The 13,813-nt window shown below is 61.7% G+C and carries 12 protein-coding genes; 2 read left to right on the top strand and 10 right to left on the bottom strand.

Going from position 1 to position 13,813, the window contains the following annotated elements; all coding sequences use genetic code 11:
• Positions 1-10: 10 nt before the first annotated feature.
• The 9 genes from tatC to EV286_RS25685 form a co-directional block, all read right to left on the bottom strand.
• Positions 11-838, bottom strand: a complete 828-nt coding sequence (tatC, locus tag EV286_RS25725; protein ID WP_132960022.1) for a twin-arginine translocase subunit TatC — start codon at positions 836-838, stop codon at positions 11-13.
• Positions 835-1,509, bottom strand: a complete 675-nt coding sequence (tatB, locus tag EV286_RS25720; RefSeq protein WP_132960021.1) for a Sec-independent protein translocase protein TatB — start codon at positions 1,507-1,509, stop codon at positions 835-837. Before tatB ends, tatC begins: the two co-directional genes overlap by 4 nt.
• Before the next feature lie 56 nt (positions 1,510-1,565).
• A complete protein-coding gene (locus tag EV286_RS25715; RefSeq protein ID WP_132960020.1) occupies positions 1,566-1,757 on the bottom strand; it encodes a twin-arginine translocase TatA/TatE family subunit in 192 nt (63 codons plus the stop codon).
• Between the two features lie 211 nt (positions 1,758-1,968).
• A complete protein-coding gene (gene scpB / locus EV286_RS25710; RefSeq protein ID WP_132960061.1) occupies positions 1,969-2,664 on the bottom strand; it encodes an SMC-Scp complex subunit ScpB in 696 nt (231 codons plus the stop codon).
• Between the two features lie 38 nt (positions 2,665-2,702).
• Positions 2,703-3,548: a ScpA family protein gene (locus tag EV286_RS25705; protein WP_132960019.1), complete on the bottom strand. Its 846-nt coding sequence runs from the start codon at positions 3,546-3,548 to the stop codon at positions 2,703-2,705.
• 28 nt (positions 3,549-3,576) lie between these two features.
• A complete protein-coding gene (nagZ, locus tag EV286_RS25700; protein ID WP_132960018.1) occupies positions 3,577-4,590 on the bottom strand; it encodes a beta-N-acetylhexosaminidase in 1,014 nt (337 codons plus the stop codon).
• Between the two features lie 105 nt (positions 4,591-4,695).
• Positions 4,696-7,851: an SPOR domain-containing protein gene (locus tag EV286_RS25695; RefSeq protein ID WP_207909925.1), complete on the bottom strand. Its 3,156-nt coding sequence runs from the start codon at positions 7,849-7,851 to the stop codon at positions 4,696-4,698.
• Positions 7,852-7,914: 63 nt separating this feature from the next.
• The gene (gene argS, locus EV286_RS25690) at positions 7,915-9,675 is read right to left on the bottom strand and encodes an arginine--tRNA ligase (RefSeq protein ID WP_132960016.1); all 1,761 of its coding nucleotides are present in this window, start codon (positions 9,673-9,675) and stop codon (positions 7,915-7,917) included.
• Positions 9,676-9,732: 57 nt separating this feature from the next.
• Positions 9,733-10,950: a deoxyguanosinetriphosphate triphosphohydrolase gene (locus EV286_RS25685; RefSeq protein WP_132960015.1), complete on the bottom strand. Its 1,218-nt coding sequence runs from the start codon at positions 10,948-10,950 to the stop codon at positions 9,733-9,735.
• A gap of 213 nt (positions 10,951-11,163) precedes the next feature.
• Between EV286_RS25685 and erpA the strand changes: the two genes are divergently transcribed.
• Together erpA and xth are read left to right on the top strand one after the other, a co-directional pair.
• Positions 11,164-11,496, top strand: coding sequence for an iron-sulfur cluster insertion protein ErpA (erpA, locus tag EV286_RS25680; protein ID WP_132960014.1), 333 nt, complete (start codon positions 11,164-11,166; stop codon positions 11,494-11,496).
• A 247-nt stretch (positions 11,497-11,743) separates the two neighbouring features.
• Positions 11,744-12,532: an exodeoxyribonuclease III gene (gene xth / locus EV286_RS25675; RefSeq protein WP_132960013.1), complete on the top strand. Its 789-nt coding sequence runs from the start codon at positions 11,744-11,746 to the stop codon at positions 12,530-12,532.
• Between the two features lie 30 nt (positions 12,533-12,562).
• Here the strand turns inward: xth and exoR are convergent, their stop codons facing one another.
• Positions 12,563-13,366: an exopolysaccharide production regulator ExoR gene (gene exoR / locus EV286_RS25670; RefSeq protein WP_132960012.1), complete on the bottom strand. Its 804-nt coding sequence runs from the start codon at positions 13,364-13,366 to the stop codon at positions 12,563-12,565.
• Positions 13,367-13,813 lie beyond the last annotated feature (447 nt).

Genomic DNA, 13,813 nt, shown 5'->3' with positions numbered 1-13,813 from the left:
CGGGCGTCGCTCAGTCGTTGTCCTTGTTGGCAACATCCGTGGACCCGGCACTCTCCTCGAGCGCCTGCCGCGCACGCTGGCGCTCCACGAGTCGCGCCGCGTAGATGGAAATCTCGTAGAGAAGGATGGTCGGCAGCGCAAGGCCGATCTGGGACATCGGATCGGGCGGCGTCAGAACCGCCGCAACGATGAAGGCAAGGACAATCGCGAACTTGCGTTTTTCCACCAGCCACTGCGACGTCAAGAGCCCGACGCGGGCAAGCAGCGTGGTGATGACCGGAAGCTGGAAGACCAGCCCGAAAGAAAACACCAGCGTCATGATGAGGCTGAGATATTCGGAGACCTTGGGCAGCAGCGAGATCGCCACATCGCCTTCTCCCGGCGCCTGCTGCATGGTCAGGAAGAACCACATGACCATCGGCGTGAAGAAGAAATACACAAGCGACGCGCCCATCAGGAACAGGATCGGCGACGCGATCAGGAACGGCAGGAACGCCGCGCGCTCGTTCTTGTAGAGGCCGGGCGCGACGAACTTGTAGAGCTGCGCGGCAATGATCGGGAATGCGATCACGAGACCGCCGAACATGGCGACCTTTACCTGCGTGAAGAAGAACTCCTGCGGCGCCGTATAGATCAGCTGCGCCTTGTTGACGTCGAGATGCGCCCAGATGACTGCCCACTTGTAAGGGAAAACGAGGGCGTTGAAGAGATGCTTTGCAAAGACGAAGCAGACGATGAAAGCAACGAAGAATGCGCCAATCGACCAAATCAGCCGGGTGCGCAACTCCATGAGGTGCTCGATAAGCGGCTGCGGCTTATCCTCGATGTTGCCACTCATGCTTTGTCCTTCTTCGTCGCAGCGGCCTTCCTGGGCGCAGCAGTCTTGCTCGTGGCGGTTCGGCTGGCTGCGGCAGTCCGCTTCGGCTTTTCGGTGGCAGGCGCGGCTGCGACGGTGACCGTCGGTTTCTCCGCTGCTTTCGCCCGGGGCTTCCGCACCGGCTTCGGTTTTTCCTCGGCGACTGGCGTTGCCGTCGACGCGAGGGCGACCGCAGCAGGTGCAGGCGAAGTTTCAGGGGTTAGCAGCGGTGCCGGCTCCACGGTTGCGGTGGCGGCGGGCACGACCGGAGGCGTCTCGGGAAGGCTCATCGAGGGCTCCGGGGCCACGACCGCCGGCGATGCCGTTTCGGTCGCCGGCTTCGGATCCACAACGGTCGACCGTTGCAGATCGGCCTTGATCTCATTGCCCATCTGCCGAAGCGGGTTCATCGCATCCCTCAGCGTATTGACGGGATTGAGACTTTTCGCCTCGCTTATCGTGCGCTGAACATCGTCGAGTTCCGCCTCGCGCATGGCTTCGTCAAACTGCGCGCGAAACTCGCCTGCCACCTTGCGGGCCCGCGTCGTCATCTTGCCGAACGCGCGCAACATCGGTGGTAGATCCTTGGGACCGACGACCACGATCAGAACGACCGCGATGACAAGCAGCTCGGTCCAGCCAATATCGAACATGCAAAGGCTCCTGGGGCAGGACGAACCGCTTTCGCGCCGCCCGCGCCCGAACGTGTTTACTTCGGTTCGTCGGCCTTGTGATCGACAGTCTTGGCCTGCTCGGGAGCATCTTCGTCGTTGATGCCCTTCTTGAAGCTCTTGATGCCCTTGGCGACATCACCCATCAGTTCCGGGATCTTGCCACGACCAAACAACAACAGCACGATGACCAGAACGATCAACCAGTGCCACATGCTAAAAGAACCCATTAACCTGACTCCCTATTTCAGTGTCTTTCCGATGTAAGACGTTTATAGATGTTTTTCAAACACCAAATGTCTTGTGGATTGCCGCTCGATCCAACTGACCACAGAGCGCAAAAGCGACGGACACGAATTCCTCTTCACCCGCTTCGCCACTACTCGTCGGCGAATGGAGAAGCGACCCTTCCGTGACCGAATGGGCACGATGTGCCCTGCCCTATTCCTCCGCGCCCCCAGGCGCCAGAAGTCCCAATTCCTCGAGATCCAGCTGCGTAATCGGATCTTCGTCCTCGGTAAGCTCATCGCTCATCAAGGGAGAGGGTACATTGAAGTTAGCCGGTATGCGGCCCGAAAGCAGCCCTGCCCCCTTCAATTCTTCGAGACCGGGCAGGTCTCGAATTTCCTCCAGACCGAAATGGTCGAGGAAGTCCTTGGTCGTACCGAGCGTCACCGGCCGCCCGGGCGTGCGCCTGCGGCCGCGAAAGCGCACCCAGCCCGCCTCCATGAGCACGTCAAGCGTTCCCCTGGATGTCTGCACGCCGCGGATGTCCTCGATCTCGGCGCGTGTCACCGGCTGGTGATAGGCAATAATCGCGAGCACTTCCAAGGCGGCGCGCGACAGCTTCCTGACTGCGCTTTCGTCCGTGCGAATGAAGAAGGATAGATCCGAGGCGGTCCTGAAGGCCCAGCAGTCGTCCACCTGCACGAGATTGACGCCTCTCTGGGCGTATTGCTCCCTGAGATTCTGCATGACCACCCGGACGTCCACGCCACGCGGCAGCCGTTCGGCGATGAAGGGTTCCGGGACAGGCTGCGCGGAAGCGAAGACCAGCGCCTCGGCAATCCGCTCCGCCTCACGGGCGAAGAGCAGATGGGCCGCATCGTCGGCGTGGCCTTCCACCTCTTCCAGGATGCTGTGTCTGTTCTGGAGCTCCGCCACTGCGCCCCCCGTCACTCGACCGGATAAATCGGGGTATGCTTCGGACCACGGCGCAGGTAGAGAGGCTCGAAGGCGCCGTCCTGGCGAATTTCGAGTTTTCCCTCGCGCACGAGTTCCAGTGAAGCCGCGAAGGCGCTGGCAATCGCCGTGGTTCGTTCCTGAGGCGTCGTCATATACTGCAGCAGGTAATGCTCCAGCGCCGTCCAATCGCTGATATCGCCGATCATTCTCGTCAGGAGTTCGCGGGCGTCGGTCAGGGACCAGACGCGGCGGCGCTCGATCGTCACCTGCGTCACTGCCTGCCGCTGCCGCAGGGCGGCATAGGCCGTCAACAGATCATAGAGACTTGCCTCAAAGGCGGACCGCTTGCGGTCCGGAATATGCTCGGGGGCGCCGCGAGCAAAAACGTCGCGTCCAAGACGGTTGCGGTTGAGAAGCGCCGTCGCCGCGTCACGCATGGCCTCAAGGCGCTTCAGCCGGAAGGCGAGTGTCGCGGCCATTTCCTCGCCGGTCGGGCCGTCGTCCTTGCTCTGCTGCGGGATCAGCAGCTTCGATTTCAAGTAGGCGAGCCAGGCCGCCATCACGAGGTAGTCGGCAGCCAACTCGATGCGGATGCGGCGAGCGCTCTCGATGAACTGGAGATATTGCTCGGCGAGAGCGAGCACCGAGATTCGGGAAAGATCGACCTTCTGGTTGCGGGCGAGATAAAGCAGGAGGTCAAGCGGCCCTTCGAAGCCGGCAACGTCAATGACGAGGGCCGGCTCATGCGAGGCGCGCTCGGCAGAATTGTCCTGCCAGAGCCTGTCCATGGGGATGGCCGCCGACTGGGTTCTATCCGTGCCCTTGACCTTGTTCACCAATCCCACTCCCCAAGGAGGCCCGACTTCAAGCGACCGCAAAGAGCGCGTCGAACTCGGCGCGAATTGCAGCCTCCTCAGCGCCGTCACCGCGCCCGAACGCCGCCTCGACCGCTCGCGCACGAGCAAGCGACAAACCGGAAAGCGCGGGCACGTTGCGAACGACCTGCTTCATCTCGTCCATAACCCCATTGCAATGCAGCACGATATCACATCCCGCCGCAACAATATTTGCCGCTCTTTCGCCGATCGTGCCGGAAAGGGCATTCATCGAGGTGTCGTCAGAAAGAAGCAGGCCGTTGAAGCCAATATAGCCGCGAATGATGTCATCTATTACCTTACGTGAGGTCGTCGCCGGATTTTGCGAATCGATGGCCGTAAAAACCACATGGCAGGTCATCGCCATGAGCTCGTCCTTCAGTGCAACGAAGGGCGGAAAATCATGAGCTTCGAGTTCGGCAAGAGACGCACCGACCACCGGCAGCTCGTGATGGGAATCGGCAAAGCCGCGGCCGTGGCCCGGCATATGCTTCATGACGGGCAATACTCCGCCGGCCTTCAGCCCTTCAACAGCGGCCCGCCCCATCTCGGTGACGGTGACGGGATCGCCGCCATAGGCGCGATTTCCGATCACGTTGCTGCTGCCTTCGACCGGAACGTCGAGGACCGGCAGGCAATCCACGTTGATACCGAACTTCAGGAGATCGAAGGCATGCAGGCGCGACATGAGCCAGGCAGCGCGCAGACCCATATCGCGATCGCGCCGATAGAGATCGCCGAGTGCCTGGCCGGAAGGATAGGGCGACAGGATCGGCGAGCGGATACGCTGGACACGCCCTCCCTCCTGATCGATCAGAACCGGGACATCACGGCCGACGCTATCCCGCAGGGCTGCGACGAGATCGAAGATCTGCGCCGGTTCGGAAATATTGCGTCCGAAGAGAATGAAGCCCCACGGCTGTTCGCCTTGATAGAAAGCTCGCTCTTCCGGGGTGAGGATGGGGCCGCTGCAGCCCAGGATCATTGCTTTTGATTCGGTCATATCCGAATCATAGACGGCGACCGGCGAAATACGAGTGCGTCAAGCCGCCGTTCACAAAAAAACGGCGGGAAAACCTTCCCGCCGCCGGAGGATATCGTCAGATATTTACTTCGAGATCAGGCAGCTGCCGCCCGCCTGGCGGTAGCGCTGGCAAAGCTCGGCCGCCTCGTCCTTCGTTCCAGCAGGGATGCGGACGCGGTAGAAGGTGCCCTTGCCGGCGATATCGGCCTTGCGGATTTCGACGCCGCGACCGCCGATCACGCTGCCGAATTTGGACGAAAGGCTGGCATAGGTCTTCTTGGCCTCCTCTTCAGAGGGAAGCGAGGCGATCTGCATGCCGTAGCCGCCCGCAGGAGCGGCCGCGACGGGCTGTTCCTGGACCGGGTTGGCGGAGGCGACTTCCGCCGGCGCTTCTGCAGCAGTGCGGACGTTGCCCCGCTCCGTGACTGTGCCGACGACGTTTACCGGCTGGTCGACCGGCCGCGCCGTGGGCACCGGAGCCGTATCACCAACCTCGGCGGTCTTCTCGACGCTAGCAGCCGGGTTGCCGGTGCTTGGCGCGGCACTTTCGTTAGCGGCGGGTATCGGCTGGGCGGGCTCGGCCGGCTGGCTGTCAACCGGAGACGTGCGCAGGCCTGCCGAAGCGATGTTGCCGGTTGCCGGGAATGCTGCAGCCGACTGGTTTGTCGCCGTCGTCTGAACATCGGCGGGCGCCGCAGCAACCGGTGCCGGCGCGACTTCGGCTTGCGCCGGTGCAGGCGTCGCAGCTGCCACGCTCGGAGCTGGAGCCGGTGCGGGCTCGTCACGGGCCACAAGTGTCCCGTCGGGCTTGACGATCATGGTGCGAACCCGACGCGGCGCGACTGCGGGCGTCTGATCATCATCGCCCTGCTGGGCATCAGCCGTATCCTGATCGGGAAGCAGGCGCGGATCCTCGGTCTCGCCGGCTGGCGTCGGCGTCAGATCGTCGGCGGCACCATCACCGTCATCCATTGGCAGAGCCTCCGGAATGAGCGTCTTCTGGACGACGTCAACCGGCTCTTCATTGGATGAAACGAGTGCCTTCTGCTTCGGCTCCTCTGTCGTTGCACCGGCGACACGGTCGTAGACGGCCTTATCCTGGTTCGGAACGGTCTTGCCGCCGGGATTTTCCGGGGGAACCTTCACGGGATCCTTATCCGCGACAATGACACGCGGCTCGCCGGAGGACACGCCGAGCGGTGCGCCGCCGGACAGCCAGGCATAGACACCATAAGAGCCGAGGCCGAAGACAGCGATCAGGCCGGCGGCGACCGCAATGCCGCGCATGGAGCGCGCACGCCTGCGGTCGGCTGTAACACTTGCGGATTCGAGCGTCATGCGCGCAAGATTCTCCGGCCGCGGCACCGGATCGCGGTAGCTACGGCGAAAATCCTCCTCAAGTGCCTGCTCGAATTCGTCGAGATCGTCCATCGATCCCTGAGCGCCTTCGGCCTTTGCTGCCGCCGGCGCGGCAACAGCGACAGGCGCGTGGCTTGCCGAATTTGCGCGCGGCGGTAGCGGCGCATCTTCGGGTCGAGGTTCGAACAGGCTCGCCATTTCGGCGTCGATGTCGAAATCATAGTCCGGCGCGACGGCGACCGGCTCATCCAGTTCGACCGTAGGCAGAGCCGGGACATGCATGTCGGCGACTGTTTCCGGATGATCTTCCGGATCCGAAATCAGGGAAGGATCAAAGGGAAGAGCCTGCTCGTTGTCGGTCGCTGCGGTCTCCCGCCGAACGGCCACAGGCCGCTCGGGAACCACCGGGAGAGGCCCGCTCGCCCGTTGAACCGGTGCCTTGGGCGCTTCGACTGCGACTGAGGTGCCCATCGATGGTGGAATGATGGCCCGGACCGGCTCGGGCGCTGCGACAGGGCGAGGCGCAATAACCGCGACAACGACGGGAGCAGGTTGCTCGACGTACTCGACCTTGCGTTCCGGCACGACGGCCTGCTGCTCGGCCTGGCTGAAATCAAGGTCAGCAAGTTCCAACTCGATGCCGTCCAGATCCAGTTCGAAATCATGACCGGCAAAGGGATCCTCGCCTTCAGGTTCGGGCTTAGACGCTGGGCGCTGAGCACGTATCGCCTCTGCTGGCGGAGCGACCACGACCGGCTCGCTGGCCTTGCTAAATGGCGCCGGAGCAGCAACCCGCGTCTCCACCGGTGCGCTCGGCTCATCGACAGCCGCCGCATCCGCCGCGCGCGGCGGCACCGGGTAGCGTTCGATATCGGCAAGGAGCTCATCAATGTCGAAGGAGCGCGATTCCGTTTCGTCCCCATAGGCGGCGTCGGTCAGCGCCGCATCACTTGGGACGACGCCGTCCCTTGCGGAAGCCGCAAGATCAAATCCGTGCTCGACCGACTCCTGAACGACAACGCCGGCGGGAATTTCCAGCTCGGAAGCTTCGTGACGGTCATGCTCCGGCTGGAAGCCAAGGTCCAGCGGCTCGGAGAATTCAGCTTCCGGCGGCGGAGCCACTACGGGCGCAACGACCTCGGCGCGCGTTTCCTCTTCACGAGGTGGTTCCCTGCGCGCCGCATTGAAGTTGGCAAGCGGCAGCCTGATGCTGGCGGCGGCCCATTGCGGCACGCGAGCCGGCGGGGTTGGAGGAACGATCGGCTGCGTTGAGATCGAGAGTTCCAACTCATCCATCAGACTGCGAGCATCGGCGATCCGCCCGGCAGCCGCTGCAGAATCAGCAGGCAAGCCGATCTTTGCGACAGGAGCAACCATGTCCTCGGCCGGCTGAGGCGCCTCGACGGCGAAAGCCAAGTCAGAATCGTCGGCAAGTTCGGGCAGTTCCGAAGAGGATTCCTCGACGGCCCAATCCTCGACCGCAACCTCATGCGATTCGCCATCGACGGCGCCATCGAGAGCAACAGCCTCCGGCGGCAGTTCCGCCAGGCTCACCTCTTCGGGCGCGGGGACAAAGGCATCGAGTTCCTCGGTGACGACATCCGTGGCGCTAGCACCCTCGAAGGGCGGTGACGGCTCAGGGACTACCGGCTCAACGGTTCGGTCGAGAGACTGTAGCGGGCGCGGAGCATCGTAACGCTCGAACTCCCGCAGCAGCTCGTCTTCGAGATCGAAAGCCGGCTCCTGCTTCTGCGCTGGGACCGGCTGGGCAGCCGACCGCGGTTCAAAGCCGACAATGCGGGCAAGTTCTGCCAACGGATCATCATCATCGAAGAGGTCCGTATTCGTGCTTGCGCTATACGCCAGGTGTTTGTCTGCCATACCCATCCACTCGCAAATGCAACGCGTTCATTGCCAGCGCATTGTGGGGAAATGGTGACACCTCTACCGCATCTCGTCCGGAGCCGCGGTCCCTGTTATCCCGAGACCCGACTTCAACACCGAAGCGACGGCGTGCACCAGCCCAAGTCTGGCAATACTCGATTCTCGGTTCTTATCGTTAATAAATCGTAATTCCGGCTGATCTTTACCTTTGTTCCAATGTGCGTGGAAGGAACTCGCCAGGTCGTAGAGGTAAAAAGCGATGCGATGAGGCTCGTGCGACTGCGCCGCAGCTTCGACGACACGCGGGAATTCTGCAAGCTTTGCAACGAGCTGCAACTCGGCCGGATCGGCGATCGCGCCAGCGACCGCCGAAGCAAGGTCGAGATTCGATGTATCGAGGTCCGGAAATACTTCCCTAGCCTGCCGGAATACTGACATGCAGCGCGCATGAGCATACTGGACGTAGAAAACCGGGTTGTCCTTGGACTGCTCGGTCACCTTGGCAAAGTCGAAGTCGAGGGGTTCCGAGTTCTTCCTGTAAAGCATCATGAAGCGCACGGAGTCGCGGCCGACTTCGTCGACGACATCACGTAACGTCACGAAGTCGCCGGAGCGCTTCGACATCTTGACCGGCTCGCCGTCACGGAAGAGCTTCACGAGCTGGCAAAGGAGCACGGTGAGCTTCGCCTTGCCATCCGAAACGCCACGAGCCACCGCCTCTAGCCGCTTGACGTAGCCGCCGTGGTCGGCGCCGAGAACATAGATCATCTCGTCGAAGCCACGGTCGAACTTGTCCTTGAAATAGGCGACGTCGGCGGCGAAATAGGTATAGGAGCCGTCCGACTTGATAAGCGGGCGGTCCATGTCGTCCCCCACTTCCGTCGAGCGGAACAGCGTCTGCTCGCGATCCTCCCAATCCTCGGCCAACTGGCCCTTCGGCGGCGGCAACGTGCCCTTGTAGACGTAGCCCTTGAAGGTAAGGTCATTGATGGCCGTGCGGATCGGCGCGCCGTTGCCGGCATGCAGCGAGCATTCGGAGAAAAACACATCGTGCTTGACGTTGAGGGCGGTCAGATCACCTCGGATCATCGCCATCATCGCGTCGATCGCCCGCTCCTTGACGATCGGCAGCCATTGCGCCTCGTGCATCGCACGCAGCTTCGTGCCGAACTCCTCGGCAAGTGCCTGGCCGACCGGCACGAGGTAGTCCCCGGGATAGAGACCGGACGGGATTTCCCCGATCGTCTCGCCAAGCGCCTGGCGATAGCGCAGGAAGGCAGATCTTGCGAGCACGTCGATCTGCGAGCCCGCATCGTTGATGTAGTATTCCTTGGTGACCTCGTAGCCGGCAAAGCTCAGGAGGTTGGCGAGCGCATCGCCAACCACTGCACCACGGCAATGGCCGACATGCATGGGTCCGGTGGGATTGGCCGACACATACTCAACATTCACCTTCCTGTTCTGCCCGATAGCCGCGCGGCCATAATCCGTGCCCGCTGATATCACTGATGCAAGGAGGCGCTGCCAGTAGCCGACGGCAAGCCGGATATTGATGAACCCCGGCCCAGCCACGGATACCTCGGCGATATCGGCATCTTCCGTGAGCTTAGCGGTGATGATCTCGGCAAGCGCGCGCGGGTTCGTGCCAAGCGGCTTCGCCAGCACCATGGCAGCATTCGTAGCCACGTCGCCGTGGCTCGGATCGCGCGGGGGTTCCACGCCGATGCGGCCGAAATCGACCTCGGATCGCTTTTCTCTGATCAGATCAATCTGCTCAAGCGCATTCTTAATTCTGGCTTCGAAATCAGTGAAAAGGTTCATCGCATTCTTCCACGCAAGTGCTCTGCCGGAGGACGCTCCCTCCCAAGCGCCCGCTGCCTATCGCAAATCGGGGGTATGGTCAAACAGCCGCCTGTGGGCGCTTACGGCGTAAGTGTCGGTCATTCCCGCAAGATAATCGCCCACATGGCGCGCCTTTGCCGCATCGGCAAGTCCCGCGATGTGGTCGACCCAATAGTGGCTCTGCATCTCGCGCGGATCGTTCATGTAGGCACCGAACAGGTCGGTGACAATCTGGGCCGCTCCGGCACGGATTCGCATGATATCCGGATGCCGATAAATCCGCTTGAAGAGCAGCGCCTTGATCTGCCTGTCGGTCGTTGCCATCGCTTCCGAAAAGGTCGCCACGACGCGATCGGCATTGCGGACGTCCTGGGCCGACTGCGGCTTCAGGATGGCGAGCCGTTCCTGCGCCACCGAGATGACGTCCTCCACCATGCGGGTGATCTGCCGACGCATGATCTCATGCGTAAAGCGGCTCTCCTCGAGGCCCGGGTAGCGGTCGCGCACCTCGGCCATCAGTCCGGCGAGGAAGGGGATCTCCTCCAGCATCTCGAAGTCGAGGTAGCCGGACCGCAGCCCGTCGTCGATGTCATGGGTGTTGTAGGCAATATCATCGGCGATCGCCGCGACCTGCGCCTCGAGGCTCGCATAGCTTGCCAGTTCGAGATCATGCAGCTCGCTGTAGTCCAGGATCGGCTGCGGAACGGTTCCGTGCACCGGCTGCCCGTCCGCCCTGAGAAGTGGACCATTGTGCTTCACAAGACCCTCGAGCGTTTCCCATGTGAGGTTGAGGCCGTCGAATTCGGCATAGCGCCGCTCGAGTTTCGTCACGATGCGCAGAGACTGGGCATTGTGGTCGAACCCGCCATAGGGCGTCAGCGCCTCATGCAGGGCATCCTCGCCGGTATGGCCGAAGGGTGTATGGCCGAAGTCGTGGACGAGAGCCACGCCCTCGGCGAGGTCCTCATCGAGCTTCAGCGCACGTGCAAGCGCTCGCGCGATCTGAGCCACTTCTATCGTGTGGGTGAGGCGCGTGCGATAGTGGTCGCCGTCCTGCGCGATGAAGACCTGCGTCTTGTGCTTCAGCCTCCGGAAAGCGGTGGTATGGACTATTCGGTCACGGTCCCGCTGGAAATCCGAGCGCGTCGGGCTCGACGCTTCGCCGTAAAGCCTGCCACGGGTGTTCCAGGGATCTGCCGCGTAGACTGCCCTCTGGCCGTAACCGAACCCCAATGTATGCGTGTCAATCGTCATTCTCTATTCCGTCCCGGCGCCAGCCCATTGACGGCGCTGCTCTGTCTTCATACCTATGTACATGATGAAACAGCAAGCGGTGCTCTTATTGAAAGGCCGCGCCTGCCGTTTCGGCACGGGTTTGCACGATAAGGATTCTCCGTCTCGACCGTTTGAACCCTTGGTGCGGTACATCCAGTTCTCTCCGGATCTTGACCCCGGCAGGAGGAAAGCATGACAGAAGCAAATGTAACTCTTTCGGAAGCGGCCGCAAAGCGAATCGCGGCGATCGTCGGTGCGGAGGCGGGCAAGAGCGCGCTACGCGTTTCCGTCGAAGGTGGCGGTTGTTCCGGATTTTCCTACAAGTTCGACCTCGTCGAGGCGGCCCAAGACGATGACGTCGTCGTCGCCAAGGACGAAGCGACGGTCCTCATCGACAGCCTTTCCCTGATCTACATGGCAGGCTCCGAAATCGACTTTGTCGACAACCTGCTCGGGCAGTCGTTCCAGATCAAGAACCCGAACGCCGTCGCAAGCTGCGGCTGCGGGACCAGCTTTTCAATCTGAACCAATCCGCATTCTTGTGCCTTTCGTGGCCGGACGCACCTGCCTCCGGCCGTTTTCGTGCGCTCGGCGACTGCCGTCGTCGGCCATGGCCACCGCGCGAAGTTCCTCACGAGAGAGCCCGGCCAATCCAGCCAGGCGATGATCACGAATTGTCGGAAGGAAATACAGCCGGGAATGTCCCAAATTCCGATGGCCAGCCGCTGCTTGCGCGGCTAAGAAAAGACCACGAGATAGGGAGCGCCAGCGCATGAAGATCGCCACCTGGAACATCAACGGCGTCAAGGCACGCATCGACAATCTCTGCCAGTGGCTGAAGGATTCGGCGCCCGATATCGTCTGCCTGCAGGAGATCAAGACGGTCGACGAGGGTTTCCCGCGCCTCGAGATCGAGGCACTTGGATACCATGTGGAAACGCATGGCCAGAAAGGCTTCAACGGCGTCGCCATCCTCTCCCGGCAGAAGCCCGACGAGGTGACGAGGGGCCTGCCGGGCGATGCAAGCGACGAACAGGCGCGCTTCATCGAGGCCGTCTTCTCGCTGCCCAGCCGCGCGCTGCGGGTGTGCTGCCTCTACCTCCCGAACGGCAATCCGGTCGAGACGGAAAAATACACCTACAAGCTCGCATGGATGGAACGACTGAAGGCGTTTGCCGCCGACCGGCTGTTGCTCGAGGAACCGTTCATCCTTGCCGGCGACTATAACGTCATCCCCGAGCCGCACGATTGCTTCGATCCGGCGGTCTGGGCGAACGACGCTCTCTTCCTGCCTCAGACCAGGCAATCATTCCGCCGACTGGAAAATCTTGGCTTCACGGATGCGGTCAGGGCAACGACCGACGCCGTGCAGCTTTATTCCTTCTGGGACTACCAGGCGGGCGCATGGCAGAAGAACAACGGCATCCGCATCGATCACCTCATGCTGTCACCCGAGGCTGCTGATCGCATGACCGCCGCGGCAATCGAAAAGCATGTGCGGGCATGGGAAAAGCCGTCGGACCACGTGCCCGTCGTTGCCCATTTCGATTTCGCCGCGTGAAAAGCGGTCGGTCTCGGCTGGCGCGAAGCTTCAGTCGGAGCTACTGAGATTGATGTCGCGGGCGAGCGCCACGGCCCCTCGCCTGTCGTTCTCGTTGGCGATGGAAAATGCCTGCTCCTGCAGCGACTCCATCCAGCCGCAATCCTTGGGATTGCACTTGTCGAGCGCGGCCGTCATGAAGGCGAGCCCCCGTGTCGTCTGCCCTTCCTGGAACAGAATGTTGCCGAAGACTGCCATGGCACCGGGGTGACCGCCTTTGCGGGCCTGGTTGAGCCACTTCTTCGCCTGCTGGACATTCGCCGCACCGCCCTCGCCAGCCAGCATCATCTGAGCCAACTGGAACTGGGCCTCGGCAACGCCAAAGGTGGACGCCACCTGGAAATAGAGCTGGCGGGCCTGGCTGAGATCGGTCTTCACCGGGCTGCCGGGAATGCCGCGCTTATAGTAGTTCGCGAGGGCAAGAAGGGCGTTGACGAAGAAGCCGGTATCCTCCGACCCCGGCTCGACGCCCTGGCTTGCAATGTCGCTATAGATCTTGAAGGCTGCGAAATCGTCCTGCGCGACGCCATCGCCATAGGCATACATATTGGCAAGCGCCCAACGAGACCCGGTATGCCCTTTTTCGGCTGCATACTTATAGGCCTCGACTGCTTCTTCCTTCTGGCCGTTCTTGTATGCCTTGAAACCGAACTTGAAGAGATCGAAGGGACCGGATTCCTTGGTGACGCCTGCGTTGATGTCGAACGCGCGAGTAGGCCCGGCAAGCGTCGTCGCGAGAGCGAACGACATGCCCAAAAGCATGATTTTGACGGGTCTATACTCGGATCTCAGCATATCACTCGGTTTCTTTCACTCCGCACCGGCGGGCGATGCCAAGCGGCACGCAACCCATCCGGTGTATCTTCTCCCCGGCGAGCGATCCCGTGTGCGGCCCTTTCATCGGACCTCCACGTCGCGTCAAGCCGCTCCCGCCTCTTTGCGAGGCAAATCGTCTTTCGATACAGTTCCGCCGCCATCTTGCCGTAGGGGCTCCTCCGCGGGGATTTCTGCGTCATTTCAATCAGGCTTCCGTGCGCCTTTTGGTCGTTTTCCGGAGCGTAAACCGCAATTGTGACCAAACCAGCATCCAGTTTCGTGCGCTGAGTCGAAAGGCGACGCAAAATGCATGCATCATGGCCTCTGAAGTGCGCCCGAAATGCCATCAGGAGAGAATTTCCTTCGAGCAAATCCCTTGCCGGCAAAGAGGAAACGTGTGTCGCGTTTCCCTCCCACCAAGGTGCT

This window comes from Rhizobium sp. BK251 (assembly GCF_004345245.1).
GTDB lineage: Bacteria > Pseudomonadota > Alphaproteobacteria > Rhizobiales > Rhizobiaceae > Rhizobium.
Note: the sequence above shows the minus strand (reverse complement) of the source record. Positions and strands in the feature narration are given on the sequence as shown.

Coding starts and splice junctions, on each gene's coding strand:
- tatC (WP_132960022.1), bottom strand. CDS start 838: ATGAGTGGCAACATCGAGGATAAGCCGCAGCCGCTTATCGAGCACCTC.
- tatB (WP_132960021.1), bottom strand. CDS start 1,509: ATGTTCGATATTGGCTGGACCGAGCTGCTTGTCATCGCGGTCGTTCTG.
- EV286_RS25715 (WP_132960020.1), bottom strand. CDS start 1,757: ATGGGTTCTTTTAGCATGTGGCACTGGTTGATCGTTCTGGTCATCGTG.
- nagZ (WP_132960018.1), bottom strand. CDS start 4,590: ATGACCGAATCAAAAGCAATGATCCTGGGCTGCAGCGGCCCCATCCTC.
- EV286_RS25695 (WP_207909925.1), bottom strand. CDS start 7,851: ATGGCAGACAAACACCTGGCGTATAGCGCAAGCACGAATACGGACCTC.
- argS (WP_132960016.1), bottom strand. CDS start 9,675: ATGAACCTTTTCACTGATTTCGAAGCCAGAATTAAGAATGCGCTTGAG.
- EV286_RS25685 (WP_132960015.1), bottom strand. CDS start 10,950: ATGACGATTGACACGCATACATTGGGGTTCGGTTACGGCCAGAGGGCA.
- erpA (WP_132960014.1), top strand. CDS start 11,164: ATGACAGAAGCAAATGTAACTCTTTCGGAAGCGGCCGCAAAGCGAATC.
- xth (WP_132960013.1), top strand. CDS start 11,744: ATGAAGATCGCCACCTGGAACATCAACGGCGTCAAGGCACGCATCGAC.
- exoR (WP_132960012.1), bottom strand. CDS start 13,366: ATGCTGAGATCCGAGTATAGACCCGTCAAAATCATGCTTTTGGGCATG.